The sequence below is a fragment of the Micromonospora sp. NPDC005206 genome (genome assembly GCF_040608175.1).
Taxonomy (GTDB): domain Bacteria; phylum Actinomycetota; class Actinomycetes; order Mycobacteriales; family Micromonosporaceae; genus Micromonospora.
Genome location: NZ_JBEXHU010000012.1, coordinates 255,785 through 271,626, shown reverse-complemented (window position 1 = coordinate 271,626; position 15,842 = coordinate 255,785). Strand labels below are relative to the sequence as shown.

At 67.5% G+C, this 15,842-nt stretch carries 9 protein-coding genes and 1 pseudogene; 6 read left to right on the top strand and 4 right to left on the bottom strand.

All coding sequences use genetic code 11. The annotated features are described in order from the left end of the window. Nucleotides 1-125: 125 nt before the first annotated feature. The 4 genes from ABZU69_RS20335 to ABZU69_RS20320 are packed head-to-tail and all read left to right on the top strand — an operon-like array spanning nucleotide 126 to nucleotide 4,231. Nucleotides 126-1,394, top strand: coding sequence for a flavin-dependent oxidoreductase (locus ABZU69_RS20335; protein WP_354965891.1), 1,269 nt, complete (start codon nucleotides 126-128; stop codon nucleotides 1,392-1,394). Next, on the top strand, nucleotides 1,391-2,308 hold the full coding sequence (locus ABZU69_RS20330) for a dihydrodipicolinate synthase family protein (RefSeq protein WP_354965890.1): 918 nt from the start codon (nucleotides 1,391-1,393) through the stop codon (nucleotides 2,306-2,308). The genes ABZU69_RS20335 and ABZU69_RS20330 overlap by 4 nt, the downstream gene beginning before the upstream one ends. Continuing rightward, entirely contained in the window at nucleotides 2,308-2,742 is a 435-nt protein-coding gene (locus ABZU69_RS20325) for a heme-binding protein (RefSeq protein WP_354965889.1), read from the top strand. Before ABZU69_RS20330 ends, ABZU69_RS20325 begins: the two co-directional genes overlap by 1 nt. Then, the gene (locus ABZU69_RS20320; RefSeq protein ID WP_354965888.1) at nucleotides 2,735-4,231 is read left to right on the top strand and encodes an NAD-dependent succinate-semialdehyde dehydrogenase; all 1,497 of its coding nucleotides are present in this window, start codon (nucleotides 2,735-2,737) and stop codon (nucleotides 4,229-4,231) included. Before ABZU69_RS20325 ends, ABZU69_RS20320 begins: the two co-directional genes overlap by 8 nt. A 123-nt stretch (nucleotides 4,232-4,354) precedes the next feature. Here ABZU69_RS20320 and ABZU69_RS20315 read toward each other — a convergent pair whose 3' ends face one another. The 4 genes and pseudogenes from ABZU69_RS20315 to ABZU69_RS20300 all read right to left on the bottom strand — a co-directional run bounded on the left by ABZU69_RS20315 (nucleotide 4,355) and on the right by ABZU69_RS20300 (nucleotide 7,849). Then, nucleotides 4,355-5,224 (bottom strand): DUF6745 domain-containing protein, encoded by an 870-nt coding sequence (locus ABZU69_RS20315; protein WP_354965887.1) that lies wholly within the window; start codon nucleotides 5,222-5,224, stop codon nucleotides 4,355-4,357. Between the two features lie 361 nt (nucleotides 5,225-5,585). Continuing rightward, a complete protein-coding gene (locus tag ABZU69_RS20310; RefSeq protein WP_354965886.1) occupies nucleotides 5,586-6,530 on the bottom strand; it encodes an alpha/beta hydrolase in 945 nt (314 codons plus the stop codon). Nucleotides 6,531-7,288: 758 nt separating this feature from the next. Continuing rightward, nucleotides 7,289-7,491: pseudogene (locus ABZU69_RS20305) on the bottom strand (IS1380 family transposase); the annotation flags it as partial. A gap of 148 nt (nucleotides 7,492-7,639) precedes the next feature. Continuing rightward, nucleotides 7,640-7,849, bottom strand: coding sequence for a DDE-type integrase/transposase/recombinase (locus tag ABZU69_RS20300; RefSeq protein ID WP_354965912.1), 210 nt, complete (start codon nucleotides 7,847-7,849; stop codon nucleotides 7,640-7,642). A gap of 87 nt (nucleotides 7,850-7,936) precedes the next feature. Here ABZU69_RS20300 and ABZU69_RS20295 point away from each other — a divergent pair, with 87 nt between their 5' ends. Both ABZU69_RS20295 and ABZU69_RS20290 read left to right on the top strand, forming a co-directional pair. Beyond that, entirely contained in the window at nucleotides 7,937-12,304 is a 4,368-nt protein-coding gene (locus ABZU69_RS20295; protein ID WP_354965885.1) for a LamG-like jellyroll fold domain-containing protein, read from the top strand. A gap of 126 nt (nucleotides 12,305-12,430) precedes the next feature. Continuing rightward, entirely contained in the window at nucleotides 12,431-15,835 is a 3,405-nt protein-coding gene (locus ABZU69_RS20290) for a beta-N-acetylglucosaminidase domain-containing protein (RefSeq protein ID WP_354965884.1), read from the top strand. Nucleotides 15,836-15,842: the final 7 nt, after the last annotated feature.

Here is a 15,842-nt window from a genome sequence, read left to right as displayed (position 1 = left end):
GCTTCCGTTTCGCCGACCGGTGCCGCACACCCATCTCGCCGCTCCGCACCCCTTGACCCTCCACACCCAGATAGTTAATCTAGGTAACGTATAAAGGTCAGTGATTTCCTCCATAGGAGCGCTGGATGACCCATGCAACGAAAGACACCGAGGTTCTGATCGTCGGTGCAGGAGCGGGTGGCCTGATCCTCGCCCTCAGCCTCAAAGAGATCGGCATACGGTGCCGTGTGTACGACGCGGTGCCCGAGCTGACGGCCGTGGGTGTCGGTATCAACCTGCTTCCGCACGCCGTTCGTGAACTCGACGAACTCGGCCTGGTGCCGGCGCTCGACGAAGTCGGTATCCGCACCAAGGACGCGTCTTACTACAACCGGTTCGGCCAGCACATCTTCACCGAGCCCGCAGGTGAAGCGGCCGGCTACCCGTGGCCGCAGTTCTCTCTACACCGCGGTGACATGCAGATGGTGTTCCTGAAAGCCGTGCGCGAGCGGCTCGGCGAGGACAGCGTCGTCACCGGTCACCGACTCACCCGCGTCGACCTCGGTGACGACATGGTCACCGCCCACTTCGTCGGGCCGAACGGCGAGGACCTTCCCTCTGTCCGCGCCTCCGTCCTTGTCGGGGCCGACGGCATCAAGTCCGCGCTGCGCAAGCAGTTCTATCCGGACGAGGGCGATCCGCTCTACTCCGGCCTCACCATCTGGCGGGGCGCGACCCCCATGCCACCCTTCCTGAGCGGAGCCAACACCGTCCGCATGGGCTGGATGAGCGTCGGCAAGCTCATGGTGTACCCGATCAGGAACAACATCGATGGCCAGGGCAACCAGCTGATGAACTTCGTCGCGACCCTGGAGCGGCCTCGACCCGACTTGTACGACTGGAACGCCAAGGGCAGGCTCGAGGACTTCTTCCCGGTCTTCAAGGACTGGCACTTCGACTTCCTCGACGTGCCTGGCATGCTCCAGAAGACCGACCCGATCCTCATCTACCCCATGGTGGACCGCGACCCACTTCCCACGTGGACCTTCGGTCGCGCGACGTTGCTGGGTGACGCCGCCCACCCGATGTACCCGCGAGGCTCGAACGGCGCAGGCCAGGCGATCCTCGACGCACGGTTCCTCGCCGGCAGCTTCAAGCGCCATGGCGTGACCGACGAGGCACTCCACGAGTACGACGTCACGCGTGTCGAGGCGACGGGCAAGGTCGTCCGCATGAACCGGGCCAACCCGCCGGACGCCATCCTGCGCGAGGTGCACGAGCGCAGCGGCGACAAGCCGTTCGAGCGCCTGAGCGACATCGTCTCCGACGAGGAACTGCGTGCGATCACGGAGCGGTACAAGACCGTCGCGGGCTTCCAGGTCGACCAGCTCAAGCGGAGGCGGTCGCTCGTATGACAAGCACCGTCATGACCATCCCCGGTCTCGTGGTTCCCCCGCTGACCCCGTTCACCGCAGAGCTGACCGTGGACTACGACGCGCTGAAGCACGGTGTCGACTACGTGGTGAAGGACTGTGACGCTGCCATGGTGATCGCGGCGGGCGTCGAGGCGCAGGAGTACCAGTACCTCGACCTCCCGCAGCGGCGGGAGCTGATCCGCAGAACGATCGAGTTCGTCGATGGGCGCCGGCCGGTCGTGGTCGGCGTCTCCCACCCGTCGTTCAAAGTCAGCATCGACCTCGCTCACTTCGCAGAGGAGTTGGGCGCGAGCGCCGTGCAGCTGCTGGCGCCGCTTCGGCCCTTCGGTGGCGAGCCTTCACCCCGGGATCTGGAGCGTTACGTCGACGCCGTGGCCGGCGAAACATCGCTGCCGCTCATGCTCTACCTCAACGCCGGGGCCGGAGCCACCGTTTCCCCCGAAGCGACCATTGCGCTGGCGAGCCGGGACAGCATTCGGTTCGTCAAGGAGAGTTCGCGCGATCTCTCAAGGGTGTCGCGGCTGATCGAAGAAATCGACCAGGCCGGCCTGGCGCACTACTTCACCACCGTGCAGATGATGCTGATCAGCCTCCAGCTCGGCGGATCCGGTGTGACGCTGCCACCGCCCGTCGCGAAGATCGCATCGCTGATCCTGCAGTCGTTCCTCAAGGGCGACGTTGCCGAGGCCGTACGGCTGCAACGGCAGTTCTCGCTATATCCGACGAAGTGGATGCGATACGGCCTGACACCAACGATGAAGGCGTCGCTGAATCTTCTGGGCGTGCCAGCCGGTGCCCCATACCCGCCGTACTCGCCGGTGACCGGAGAGGACCTCGACGACCTGCGTGCCTTTCTCGCGACGACCGACCTAGAGATAGTGGAGGAACTCTGATGCTGACCGTCATAAGGCTCGGACGAGACGACGCCGCCGTACTCGTGGAGGGCGCGCGTCAGGCCGCCGTCGACCTGGGCATCCCGATGAGCATCGCGGTGACCGATGAGAGCGGGCACCTGATCATGTTCGAGCAGATGGACGGCGCCAAGGTGAGCAGCATCGCCACCGCGATCGACAAGGCCTTCACCGGTGCCACCGCTCGCAAGGGGACGCACATCTACAACCAGCTCTGCGTGCCCGGGGAGCCGACCTTCGGCATCCACAACACCAACGGCGGTCGTTTCTCCGTGATCGGCGGTGGACTCCCCGTCGTCGTCGACGACCAGGTGGTCGGCGGCATCGGCATCAGCTCCGGAACCGCGGGGGAGGACCTCGAGGTAGCCCAGACCGCCGTCAACCACTTCATGAAGTTCCATGCCGAGCGTGGTTGAGAGCGGCGGGGCCCAGCACTTAGTGGACGGTACCGCGGAGGCGATGCGCCGCCTTCTGTCCTCCGTGCCCACCGGGTCGTTCATCGACGGCCAGTGGGTGAGCACGGACGCCACGTTTGATGTGCGGAATCCGTCCACGGGCCAACCGCTCGCCGCAGTGACCGACGCCGGTCCGGACCACGGCATGGATGCCCTGGCCGCGGCGTCGCGAGCGCAGGACCGCTGGGCCGCCGTTCCACCACGTACCCGGGGCGAGATCCTGCTCCGGGTGCACGACCTGCTCCATGAACGGGCCGACGACTTCGCCATGCTCATGGCACTTGAGATGGGAAAGACCATCTCCGAGGCCCGGGGCGAAGTCGGCTACGGCGCCGAGTTCTTCCGGTGGTTCTCCGAGGAGGCCGTGCGTGTCGGTGGCGGATATGCGCAGTCGCCCACGGGCGGCAGTCGGATTCTCACCATACGACAGCCGGTCGGGCCGGTTCTCGCCATCACGCCGTGGAACTTCCCGCTCGCCATGGGCGCCCGCAAGATCGCGCCCGCGTTGGCGGCCGGATGCACCGTTGTGGTCAAGCCCTCCGAGCTCGCACCGCTGACCACTCTTGCGTTGGCGCAGGTCCTCGTCGAGGCCGGAGTGCCCGACGGCGTGGTCAACGTCGTGACAACCAGCCGGGCCGGCGGTGTCGCCGAGCCGCTCATTCGGGATCAGCGTCTGCGCAAGTTGACGTTCACCGACTCAACGGCTGTCGGCAAGCGCCTGATCGCCCAGTCGGCGGACTCCGTGCTGCGCGTGTCCATGGAGCTGGGAGGAAACGCCCCGTTCATCGTCTTCGACGATGTCGACCTGGACGCTGCGGTGGAAGGTGCCCTGCTCGCCAAGATGCGCAATGGCGGCCAGGCATGTACCGCGGCGAACCGCTTCCTCGTGCACGACGCCGTCGTCGAGCAGTTCTCGCAGCGCCTAGCCGACCGAATGAACGCTCTCCTCGTCGGATCAGCAACCGACGAGGAGACGCAGGCAGGCCCACTGGTCAGCGAGGCCGCGGTGCGGAAGGTAGAGCGGCTGGTCTCGGACGCGGCGACGGAGGGAGCCCGCGTTCTGACCGGGGGCTGTCGACTCGAGCGTGAAGGCTTCTTCTACGCGCCGACGGTGCTGATCGATGTGCCGGTCCACGCACGGCTGCTGTCGGAGGAGATCTTCGGTCCGGTCGCTCCGATTACCAGCTTTTCCGACGACGAGCAGGCGACAGCTCTTGCCAACGACACAGAGTATGGCCTTGCTGCCTACATCTTCACCCGCGACCTCAATAAAGCGATCCGGCTGGCTGAGCGGCTTGAAACGGGAATGGTAGGTATCAACCAGGGAGTGATCTCCAACCCGGCCGCGCCGTTCGGTGGTATGAAGGCGTCGGGCCTGGGTAGAGAGGGTGGAACCCAGGGAATCGAGGAATATCTCGAGAGCAAGTACGTGGGAATCGACTTTTCCTAGCCTGCCCGCGACGTCTCGTGTGCTCTGTCCGTGGACGGAGACGTAGGTGAAGCGGCTGGCTTGTGGACGACGGTGCCGGCCGGGCCTGATGGGAGCCCCGACCCGGCCGGCTGTCGGCTCAGGTCACAGTTTCAGGAGCGGTTGCCAGCCGTCGCGGTAGCGCACACCGCGAGGTCGCAATCGGACCGGCTCGTGCACCATTGCGGAGACCGGCTCGGTTCGGATCTCCTGGGGCCGGTCCACCACGACGCAGACGTCCTCGGCCGGCCACCACCAGCCGCAGGAGCGGGCCAGGTTGGCCCACGCGTTGAGGTGTTCGGCCTCGTTCGGCCCGTACCGGGCAAGACCAAGCCGATGCAGCGTGTCGTAGTAGGCGACCCAGGACGCGTCCTGTTGGCCGTACCAGCAAACGGGGACCGGACCGCCGCCGGCCATTGTGGCACGCACGGGTAGGTAGTACCCGTGCGCGAGGCTCCGGTGCAGTGCCGTGCGTACGCCTTGGTGCAGCACGACACCGAGCGAAACGCCGCTGTCGAGCGCGTGGAGCGGCGCCAGTTCGGGCCATGGTTCTTTGGTCTTGCCCGCGCGTATCGGTGACAGCTCCGGGTCGGTGTGAGTGACGCTCGCGCTCAGCGCGCCACGGAGCTGCGAGGTGACCATTGCGAGATCGCTCGCCAGTGGTGGTGTTCCGCGCGGGCGAGGGTCGCGGATCCACTCGTAGAGTTGGTCGAGGGTGGGCCATCCGGTGATCAGGGAGCGTGCCTTGTCGGGCGACTCGACCCATTCAAATCGGGGTTGCGGCCGCTTCATTCTGGCGTAAATGGCGGTCAAACAGCGTTCGGCGGTCGGCTTGTCAGCCGGTTCTGTGGACAAGGCGTGGCCAAGCCACTCCTGCCGAATCCCGACGGCCTGCTGCCACAGGTCACGAACGTTGTTGCTGTAGACGGCCTGTGCAGGCATCGCGGCGTCGTTGCGCCGCGCGGGGGCGCTCATCGCGCCTGGGCGTCGCCGCCCTTCCGTGAAGAGATCATGGGGTGACTATGGCCCACCACGCGGCACAGACGCAAGCGGCTTCGAAAGCCATCCGGGGGAGGACCGAAGTGATCGGTCTCGGCTCGATAGCCTTGCCGCAGCGCGTGACGAGCGAGCGGAACGCGCTGAGGCTGGTGGGCCAGTGGCGTCCCGCTCGGGTCAGAACGTCCCGGGCCCGAGGGCGGTCAGCGCCGATTCGTCGGGCAGCAGCGGACCGCCGTCGTTCGAGGCAGGCGCCGTCCGTGCGACGGATCGGCATGCCCGGGCTCGACAACGGCAGTCCACTGGCCGGCCCCGGTCGGAGCAACCAGGGGTGGTTCGATCAGAGCCCCAGGCTCTTCAGCCAGCTCACTTCGGCTTCGAGTACCGCCTCGGGGTTCTCGTTGAGGCTGTGGCTGCCGCCGGGGATCTCCACGAACTTGATGCTCGGGACCAGCGAGCCCTCGGAGTTGGCCTCGGCCAGCAGCCAGTTGGGCTCGAAGTCCCGGATGGTGGTGTCCTGGTCGCCACGCATCATGAGGATGGGGATGGGAATACGCTTGATCCAGTAGGTGCCGTCCGCGGCGCTGGTGGCCTCCCACCGGTAGGACAGGAAATGCTGCCCGGTCACCGGACCCGTCCGGCTCGGACTTCCGCCCCCACCGCGCATCTCGGTCGGCAGAATCTCGTCAACTCGTCCCGCCGCCAGGAACCGCATCGACTCGTCGAAGAGCTGGTTGTAGTTCTGCTCGTCCTGAGTGAGGAGATGACGCGACTTCCACGGCAGTTTGGCGAACATCGACGGCAGGATGACCCCGCGGATGCGGGGGTCCCAGTTCGTGGCGGCGTAGAACTGGACCTGGATGTTGCCGAGGCTGCGACCGTTCAGGACAATCTTCTTGTATCCCATATCGACGGCGGTGAAGAAGGCTGCCTCGATGTCCTTCCGGATGTCGAAGAAGTTGTCCGTCTCGCCGTTGTCGTCGTGTTGCCGGGTGTTGATCGCCAGTACGGCATAGCCCGCCGCCGACAACCCTGGCATCTCGAATCCCAGGTAGTTTCCGCCGCTGCCGTGGACCCTGAGCACCAGCGTGGTGTCGCTCGGCTTCCTGTCACGGGGTTCGAAGAGCACGGCGTCGACCTTGAACCCGTCGATGGCGTCGATGGTGAGGAACTGCTGCCGCGCGTTCTTCGGCGCCACGAAGTCGTCGGGCACCCAGCCGGGCCTGGGGGTCGTCCGGTAGGTGATCGCCGCGACGGACTTGCCGCCATGGCCGGCTGCGGCCACGTCCGCCTGGCCCTCGGGCTGGAGTTGGCCCTCGGCGACGCCACCCCCCGCCATCGCCGGGCTCGCGGTGGCGCCAATCGCTGCCGCCGTAGCCGTTCCCGCGGCCGCCCCGAGGAAACTCCGGCGGCTCAGATCGTGTGCTTTGCCCATTCTTCTCCTTCTTTCGTCCCTGGCACTCGCGCTCGCCTGTGCGGACGGGCGGGACCGGATCTACAGGCCAAGCTCTTTGGTCGCATCCGACGGCTGCGGATCGTCGTCGGCTTTGGCGATCGACTGCGGCCGTTGCCGGGCCTGAGGGCTGCCGGGTGGGTGCCGTGTTGTTCGGTCACCGGGGTTCCGCCGAGGTGTGGACCTCCATACGTAGATCCGATGGCGTAACTCTACACTCAAATACAGTACATAGGTCAATGACTTATATTGCCGACCTGGGTACGTTATTGGTTCAATGGTCGTCGTCGCCAGCCCTTCTCTGTCCCTTGCAAACGGTGACCGCACCTCGGTCGCGCAGCGGTGCTCGTGGGGCGTGGCCGACGCCGGCGGGGGGAGACTCCTGGCCTGCCGCCCGGGTAGTTGCCAACCGGGCAAAACATTGACGACGTCCGGAGAAGGTTCGTCGGCCCCGGCCGAGGCGTCCAGATGCAGGACCACGCCCGGGACCGGCAGACGGGGCGCGGTCCTCTGCGGCAGGCCGCTGCAGGTCTTGATCGGCCGCACTCGGCCCACCTCCCGCGCCGCAATACGAACCTGACCCAGCCTCGGAGCGCCACAACGTCCATCCCGGACATCAATCGCCAGGCGGTCGGGTCGGACGCGTCCGGCCCGAACAGCTCCTCCTGGCCACGCAGCACGGCCAGGTCCCACACGCCTCACCACCGTCGGCTCGTATCACCGCGGGGTCCACCGCGACCCGGCCCGGGTCGGGCACCCCATGCGGCCGCCGCAACCCCGAGGGGGAGTCGCTGCCCGGCCGCTGAGGTGGACGCGACTGCGGTCCAGCAGCTGCGGCCGCAGCTCGGCCCGGATGGCGCGCCGGTCCCGCAGTAGCGCACCGGACGCGAGTCAGCTCCGGGGGCGGCGAAGGCCACAGACACCCGTGTTGCCGGCGGGTGTCAGCAGCGAGTTCGTAATGTCCGCGGCGGAGGTTCTGCATGAACGTGTGGCCGGATGATCACTTGTGCCGTCTTATCCGTTCGTAGACCGCGCATCGGTCTCAACCGGTGTTTCAGCTGGCTGTGAGCAGCCTCGATCGGATTATTGGTGTACTGCTCGACGTCGTGCCACGCCGACGGGACCAGCTCATCCAGTAACGAGCGGCTCACACTGGACGGCTCGCGCAAGCGCCGATCAACCGCGACGCATCCTCGCGCAGGCGGCTGCCGGCCAAAGTGTTGACACCGCCGTGGAACATGCCCCAGAGTTACTGGACTAGTCCGGTATTCCGTGCGGTAATCCACATGAAGGTGGATCAAATGGCTACGAGATCGACAGTGAGAGCGGGGCTGTCGCTGCTAACGGTGGTGACTCTGGCGGCCAGCTTGCTGGCGCAGGTATCCGAGGAGGTCCAGGCCGCCGGCGTCCAGGCAGTCGGTGAGCAGACAGCCAGCGAGCAAACGGCTCACGATCAGTCCGGCTCTCGCGGTGATCTGACCTTGCCCGATGGCTACGTCGATCGAGTGAACGGCGCGCTGGAGCAGGGATCCGACCACTGGGGCGAGAAGTTGCTTGACCTGCCCGACGGTCCGACCATGACCAACGTCAAGCCGCTGCTGGTGCCGGCCAACCACGGTGGTACGACGGACGCCGCTTCGCCCTGGTACTACCTGCCCTTTACCTACCCGGCGCCGGACCCCAGTCGGTGGGCCGAGGAGCGGGACTTCTCGCTGCACGTCGCTGACGGCAGCGAGCTGATGTCGCAATGGTCGGACGCGCGGGCGACTCAGCGCGTCCGCTTTTTCGTCGGCGCGGGCGGGGCCGAGCGCTACGGCCAGGCCGAGGTGAGGTCGGGCGACCCCCGCCTGACCGGAGGATACCTGCCGATTCTCTCCAACTCCTATCGTGACGCCGCCGGGGTTCGCTACGAACGCGAGTCGTTCGTCACCGAGCTCACCCCGGGCGGCCCGGCAGTCAGCATGCTCCGGTTTGTCGTCAACGGGCCGGCGAAGGCGCACCCGCGGCTCCGGCTCAACCTGAGCCGCGACAAGGTCGCAGACGTCGTCGCCGAGCCTGGGCGGCTGACACTCGATGGAGAGGCCGTGGTCGCATTCAGCGGTGCAGCGACCTGGTCCGCGCCTGACCTGAGCTTCACGCCCGACTTGAGCCGCGGAAAGGCCGAGTTGTACCTGATCGTGCCGAACGAGCCGGCCGAGCTCACCACCGTACGTCCGTCGGCCGCGCTGTACGACGCCGCGAAGTCCCGCACGGGCGACTACTGGACGACGCAGCTTAACGCCGGCGCCAAGGTCCGGATCCCGGAGAAGTACGCCGCGGACGCCATGCGCAGCACGCTTCTGAACAACCTGGTGATGGGCTTCAATCTGACCGTCGGAAACGGCTACGAGTCGCTGGACAAGTCCTTCGCCTTCGTGCCGGAGATCGCGGCGACGGTCACCTCGCTCGGCGACTTCGGCTACCAGGATAAGGCGCGCGCGAACCTCACCGAGATGCTGCGACGCGGCCAGGGTAGCTTCTTCCTGTCCTGGGAGCGCGGGATCAAGCTGCAGACGGTGGCGACGTATTACCTGCAGAGCAACGACGGGTCGTTGCTGCAGGAAAACCTACCGATGTTCCGCGACTGGCTCGCCGACTTCAAGCGGCAACGCCTCGCGGACCCGAACGGTCTGCTGGCCAAGACCCGCTACGCCTCCGACATCCCGGAGCCGGTCTACGGCCTGCACCACCAGTCCGAGGTCTGGCGCGGTCTGCGCGATGTCGGTGTCGCGTTGCGGCTCTTGGGCCGTACCGACGAGGCGAAGCCGTTCCTCGATGAGGCGGCCGGCCTACGCTCGTCGCTGCTGGGCGCGGTGGAGAAGTCGAAGACGGTGTTGCCGGACGGCTCGATGTTCGTGCCGATCGCACTGCTGGACCCCGAGTCGTCGAAGCCGTACGACAAGGTAACCACCAACTTCCTCGGCAGCTACTGGAACCTGATCATGCCGTACGCCCTCGCGACCGGGCTGTTCGAGCCGGGCAGCGCGACAGCCACCGGACTGCGGGACTACCTCTACAAGCACGGGTCGCTGTTCCTCGGCCTCACAAGGTTCAACCTGTCGACCGCCGATCCCGGTGTCTGCCAGAACATCCCGCACAACCAATGGCCAGCGGTGCCTGGATACAAGTCCAGCGGCATCGACCAGCAATACGGCTACTCACTGATGCGGTTCCTGGCCGACAGTGCCGAGTCCGATCGCCTCGACCTGAGCTTCTACGGGATGCTCGCGCATGACCTCACGCCGCACACCTTCGTCGGCGGCGAGGGCGCCACGATCTCGCCGTGCCCGCAATTCGGTGAGTACTACCGGTCGCAGTACTGGCCCCCGTTGTCGCCGAACAACGCCACCTACCTGGAGGCGCTGCGCGGTCTGCTGGTCAGCGAGGACCTGGACGCCGACGGCATGCCGACCCGGCTGCACCTGGCGCCGGCTACGCCGCGGCCCTGGCTCGCGGACGGCGAGCGGATCGAGATCGCCGACCTGCCCACGTCCTTCGGCAACGTCGGGTTCGCCTCTTCGTCAAAGCTGACGGACGGCCGGCTGACCGTGCGGGTCGACCCACCCCGCGCGGCCGCCGGACGGGCGCCGCTGACGGACGTGGTGTTGCACCTGCGCGCGCCGCGCGGTCACCAGCTGACCGGCGTCACTGTCGACGGCCGACCGGTGACGTTCGACGCCGCGCGCGAGCTGGTCGACCTTGACCGGCCGACGACGGCGATCACGGTCCGGGCGACATACCGGGCGACGAAGGTGGCCGACGCACCGAGCGCGGAGGCCACGAAGGTGACAACTCCGCGTCCATTGCTGGAGCCGGGTGAGACGTTTGCGCTGGACCTGGAGGTCGAGGCGCTCGGGCTGGGCACGGTCAGCGGCACCGCCGAGGTCGGCGCTCCAGCCGGGTGGACGGTCAACGGCTCCAAGCTGCCGTTCAGCGTGAACAGCAACCAGAGACTGGCCTGGTCCGAACTCGCGACCTCCGTCCGGATCCCCACTGATGCGGCACCCGGGAACTACCGGATCGACGTGGTCACCCGACCGTCCGGTGGTACGGCGCGGACCTCCTCGCTGTCGGTCCGGGTCGCCCGGCCGGACCCAACGGACTATGCCGCGCTGGTGAAACGGGACGGGCCGGTGGGCTACTGGCGGCTCGATGACGCCCCGGGCCAGCCGGTGGTCGATGCCTCCGGCAACGGAAACACTGGTGCCTACCGTGGCAGCGTCGGCCGGTCCCAGCCAGGGGCGATCGCCGACTCTGCCGACACCGCAGTCCGGCTGGACGACGGCCATGCTGAGATTCCTGACAGCGCCTCGCTCAGCATCACCGGTGCCTACACGCTGGAGTCGTGGGTCAAGGACGCCGCGGGTGGACCGCAGGGCATCATCGAGAAGTACGACGGCAGCGACTGCCTGCCGTCGCGCAACGGCTACGGTTTGCGACTGGTCAACGGCAACAAGCTGCAGGCGCTCACCGCCGCCGACCAGGCGCAGTCCAGTGCGTCCAGCCCCCGCAGTGTCCAGCAGGGGCGATGGCATCACGTCGCGGCAGCGTATGACGGAACAACGCTGCGGACCTACATCGACGGGCAGCTGCAAGCGTCCACACCGATGGCCAACGCACCGACTGACGGCAAGGGCAGCCTCAAGCTGGGCGCCCGTGGAGACGACGCGTTGGACCGTTTCGTCGGCAGCTTGGACGAGGTCGCGATTTACAACAAGGCCCTGACCCCAGGCCAAATCGATTCCCACTACGTCAAGGGCGTGCTCGGCAACCCCGGCCAGTCGCTCCATGCACTGCAGTCCGATGGGACTACCGTGCGAAGCACCTCATCGTCGGCTCCGGCAGGCTCGGCACCCAGGCACACGTCGCCACGTCAGCAGCCGGCGGTCACCGGCCAGTCCTCCTACGCGGCACAGGTGCTGGCCGACAAACCAGTCGGCTACTGGCGGCTGGGTGAGCGATCCGGCACGAGCGCCGAGGACTCCTCCGGCACCGGCAACCCCGGCGCCTACACAGACGCAGTGACACTGGGCCGCCCAGGCGCGTTGACGGGCGACCCGGACACCGCCGCCGAGCTGACCGACGGCCACATCCCCGTACCGGACTCACCCTCGCTGAGCGTCAGCGGCTCGTTCACCCTCGAGGCATGGGTGAATCTCAATGACGTCTGCCGGCAGTACAGCGTGGTCGAGAAATACGATGCCCCCGCCTACAACGGCTATGTGTTGCGCGTCCTGCCCGGCGGCAAAATAGGCGCCCTCACGTTGGGCGTAGCCGGGCAGTTGGCGTCGGTCGAAGGGCAGACGGTCGCCACACCGGACGAGTGGCATCACGTTGCCGCGGTCTACGACGGGTCGACCATCTCGGTCTACCTCGACGGACGACTCGACGGCTCGGCCGCCACAAAGGTGAACCCGACCGACGGGGCCGGAAGCCTCAAGCTGGGGGCCCGTGGTGACGACGCCGGTACCAGGCTCGCTGGGCTGCTCGACGAGGTTGCCGTCTACGACCATGCCCTGACTGCCGACGAGATCGCGCAACACTACTCGGTGGGCACGCCGGGTTGATGGTGGCCCTTGACTTCGGCGTTGGGCGGGGCGCGGGCATGCCGGCCTTGGCAGGTGCACGCCATCCTCGATGAGGCGGCAGCCGCCGACCGGCCTCGTCCCTGCTGACGTCATGTTGGTCAGTCCTTGCGGTGGCTCCCTCACCGCACGCAACGCCGAGACACGTCCCGAACCACGGCTGGCCCAAATAGATTGAGTGGAGGTTTGATGTTTCTGTTGCGTTCGTCTCGTGGCTATCGCCGCACCGTTGTATTGGCCGGATCGGTCGCGCTCGTCATTGGCCTGGTGAACCCTCCGCCGGCAAGGGGCGAGGCCCAAGTTCCTGATCGGGTGGGCGTCGCGCGTATTCTTCCGGCGCCGCAGCGTGTGGAGCCGCGTCCGGGCTCTGTCGTCCTGTCCGACAACGTCGATGTCGTCGCGGGTGCGGCCGTAGATCCGGCGGCTAAGGCGTCTCTTGTGGACGTGCTCCACACGCGCGGCGTCACCGCCAGGGTCGTCGGCAGCGCGGAAACTGCGAAATCGCGTCCGGTGATCTTCCTCGGCGGTCCGAGCGAGACGTCGGCAAGCACCGCCGCGCTGAATGCTCTCGGGGTGGAGGGGCCGGCGGGGTTGCCCGGTGAGGGGTACGTGCTGGTGGCCGGGCACGATCGGCTCGGCCGACCGCGGATCGTCCTCTCGGGTGTGGACGGCGCTGGCACCTTCTACGCCGTTCAGTCATTGAGTCAGCTGCTCACGTCGAAAGGCTCCCGGGTGGCCGTAGACGGCGTGGCGGTGCGCGACTGGCCGGGTTACCGGGTCCGTGGGGGCATGGAGTCGTTCTACGGACCGGTGTGGTCGCAGGAGGACCGGCGCTCACAGATCGAGTTCCTGGCCCGGCACAAGATGAACCAGTTCTTCTACGGACCGGCGGATGATCTGCGTACCGGATCGCACTGGGACTCCCTGTACGACGAGGCGGAGCTGGGCCGGCTGAAGGAGATCGTCGACCTGGCGACGTCCCGCCATGTCGACTTTGTGTACCGGATCTCGCCGGAGGCGCCCCTGGCACCTGGCCAGGGGATCTGCCACGTGCGCGAGGCCGACCGGGCCAAGCTGCTGGCACGCCTGGCGCAGTTGTCGGAGATCGGGGTCCGCAGTTACGTCATCGCCTGGGACGACGTGTCCGGCAACTTCGCGTGCCAAGAGGACCGGGACGCCTACGAGGGCGATCCGTCGCCGCTCGCGGCCGCTCAGGCCGGGGTCACCAACCTGGTTCAACGGGAGTTCATCGAAAAGCGTCCCGGCGCCAGCCGGATGGTGGCCGTGCCGACGGAGTACTGGGGCATGACGCCCACGCCGTACAAGAACCGGTTCGACGAGTTGGTGAGCACCGAGGTCGACCTCTACTGGACAGGCCCGGAAGTGGTCTCGTCGAGCATCACGGAGGACGACCTCCGGGCCGCTCAGAACGCCTGGCCGCGGCACCGGATCATGATCTGGGACAACTACCCGGTCAACGACTACAGCCCCAACCGACTGCTGCTGGGCCCACTGGTGAACCGTGACGCCGGCATGGCGGACGACGTCGTCGGCATCTCGTTCAACGAACTCGTCCAGCACCAGGAGGCCTCGCAGATCCCACTCGGCACCCAGGCCGACTACGCCTGGAACCCCGGGGCCTACGACGCGGAACGCTCCTGGACTCGGACGCTTCAGATCGTCGGCGGCGACGCGTACGACGAGCTGCGGCTTTTCGCGGAGAACAACAAGGCCAGCGCTCTGGACAACACCGCACGGCCGCAGTTCGCCGCTCTCATCAACCGGCTCATCGCCGACTACTCGGCGGGCCGGACAGTAAACGCCCAACTCAACCAGCTCGACCGGGAGCTGCGCCGTCTGGAGGAACTCCCGACCACACTCCGGGCGCGACTCGACAACCCTCGGCTACTCGAGCAGATCGGGCCCTGGCTAGACCGGGTCGGCACGACCGGCCAGGCGGGTCGGGCGGCCCTGGGCGTGCTCCGGGCGCAGGACCGGGGGGACGGCGAAGCTGCCTGGCTGGCCCGGCGGGGGCAGGCGCGTGCCCGCGGCATCCTCGACGGGACGTCGCACCAGATCAGTCCCGGCCCGGTCGATGATCTCCTCAGCTTCGCGGCCTCTCAGAGCGACGGCTACATCGGTGACCGTTGGTACGGTGATCTCGAGACCCCCACGGGCCTACCGGCTGCCGCCCAAGGGTCCGCGCTGGGTAACCTGAGCGACCGGCGCGACGACACGGCTTACGTCGCGGCCGGCAAGCCGCAGGACGGCGATGCGATCACGGTCCCGATCGCCAAGCCGCACCGGCTGTCGGCGGTGACCGTGGTGCAGGACGCGGCCGCTCCCGCCGACGGGATGATCCAGGCCTTGGTCGATGGCGCCTGGGTGAATCTCGGACCGCTCACTGACGGGTTCACCAAGGTGCCGGCGGCGGACCTGGCGGCCAGCGCGGTGCGGATCCGGTGGGCGCCGGGCAGCGCGGCCCCGCGCGTCTACGAGATCGCCCCGCGCTACTCCGACGTGTTCAGCGGTACCGTTTCGGTCGATCCGCCGGGGTCGCTCATCGCGCCAGGCAAGACGAAGCGGTTCCAGGTCTCCTTCGAGGTGTTCGCGGATCACAAGGTCAGTGGACGGGTGACCGCCACGGGCCCGGACGGCTGGACTACCGACCCGGCGACGCAGGTGTTCCGTGCCCAGCCGGGTGGCCGGACCATCGTCGCGAGCGTGCCGGTGGAGGTCACTGTCCCGGCTGGCGCGGAGCCAGGGCGCTACCAGGTCACGGTGGCCTTCAACGAGGAAGGCGCGCCACCGGTGAAGGTGTCGCTGCCGATCCTGGTGGGGGAGCAGAGCTACCCGAATATCGTGACCGGGGCGGACCCGGCCGGCTACTGGAGGCTCGGCGACGCGGCCGTCTCCAGCACCGCCGCGGACAGCTCCGCCAGCGGGCAGGACGGGACCTACCTGGCCGGCGCGCATCCGGACGCCGAGGGTGCGATCACCGGTGACCGGGCGGCGGACCTCTCCGCCGGCTACATTGAGGCACCACGAAGCCCCCGGGCCGACCTTCATGGCGCTTTCACGCTGGAGGCGTGGGTAAAGCTCGACACGCTCGCCCCGGCACCCGGGCAGGCGGTGATCGAGAGTTACGCCGGGCCGGCGATCAACGGTTACGCCCTGCGGGTGACCGACGGCGTCCTGCAGGCGTGGTCGCTCGGCGCTGCCGGGAAGGGGTCTGGCCTCGTGACCGGCCGTACCCGGCTGACGGCTAAGGAATGGCACCACGTCGCCGCCGTCTTCGACGGGTCACGACTGACCGTGTACCTCGACGGTGTCGCGGACAACAGCGTCGCGACGTCGGTGTCGCCAGGCAGCGGTACGGCGAGCGTCAAGCTCGGTGGCCGCGGGGACGACACGGCCCAGCGGCTGCAGGGCGACCTCGACGAGGCGGCGATCTACGACCGTGCCCTGACCGCAGCCGAACTCGAGACGCACTACCTCACCGGTCTCGGCTGAAGGGCCG

Coding starts and splice junctions, on each gene's coding strand:
- ABZU69_RS20335 (WP_354965891.1), top strand. CDS start 126: ATGACCCATGCAACGAAAGACACCGAGGTTCTGATCGTCGGTGCAGGA.
- ABZU69_RS20330 (WP_354965890.1), top strand. CDS start 1,391: ATGACAAGCACCGTCATGACCATCCCCGGTCTCGTGGTTCCCCCGCTG.
- ABZU69_RS20325 (WP_354965889.1), top strand. CDS start 2,308: ATGCTGACCGTCATAAGGCTCGGACGAGACGACGCCGCCGTACTCGTG.
- ABZU69_RS20315 (WP_354965887.1), bottom strand. CDS start 5,224: ATGAGCGCCCCCGCGCGGCGCAACGACGCCGCGATGCCTGCACAGGCC.
- ABZU69_RS20295 (WP_354965885.1), top strand. CDS start 7,937: ATGCCCCAGAGTTACTGGACTAGTCCGGTATTCCGTGCGGTAATCCAC.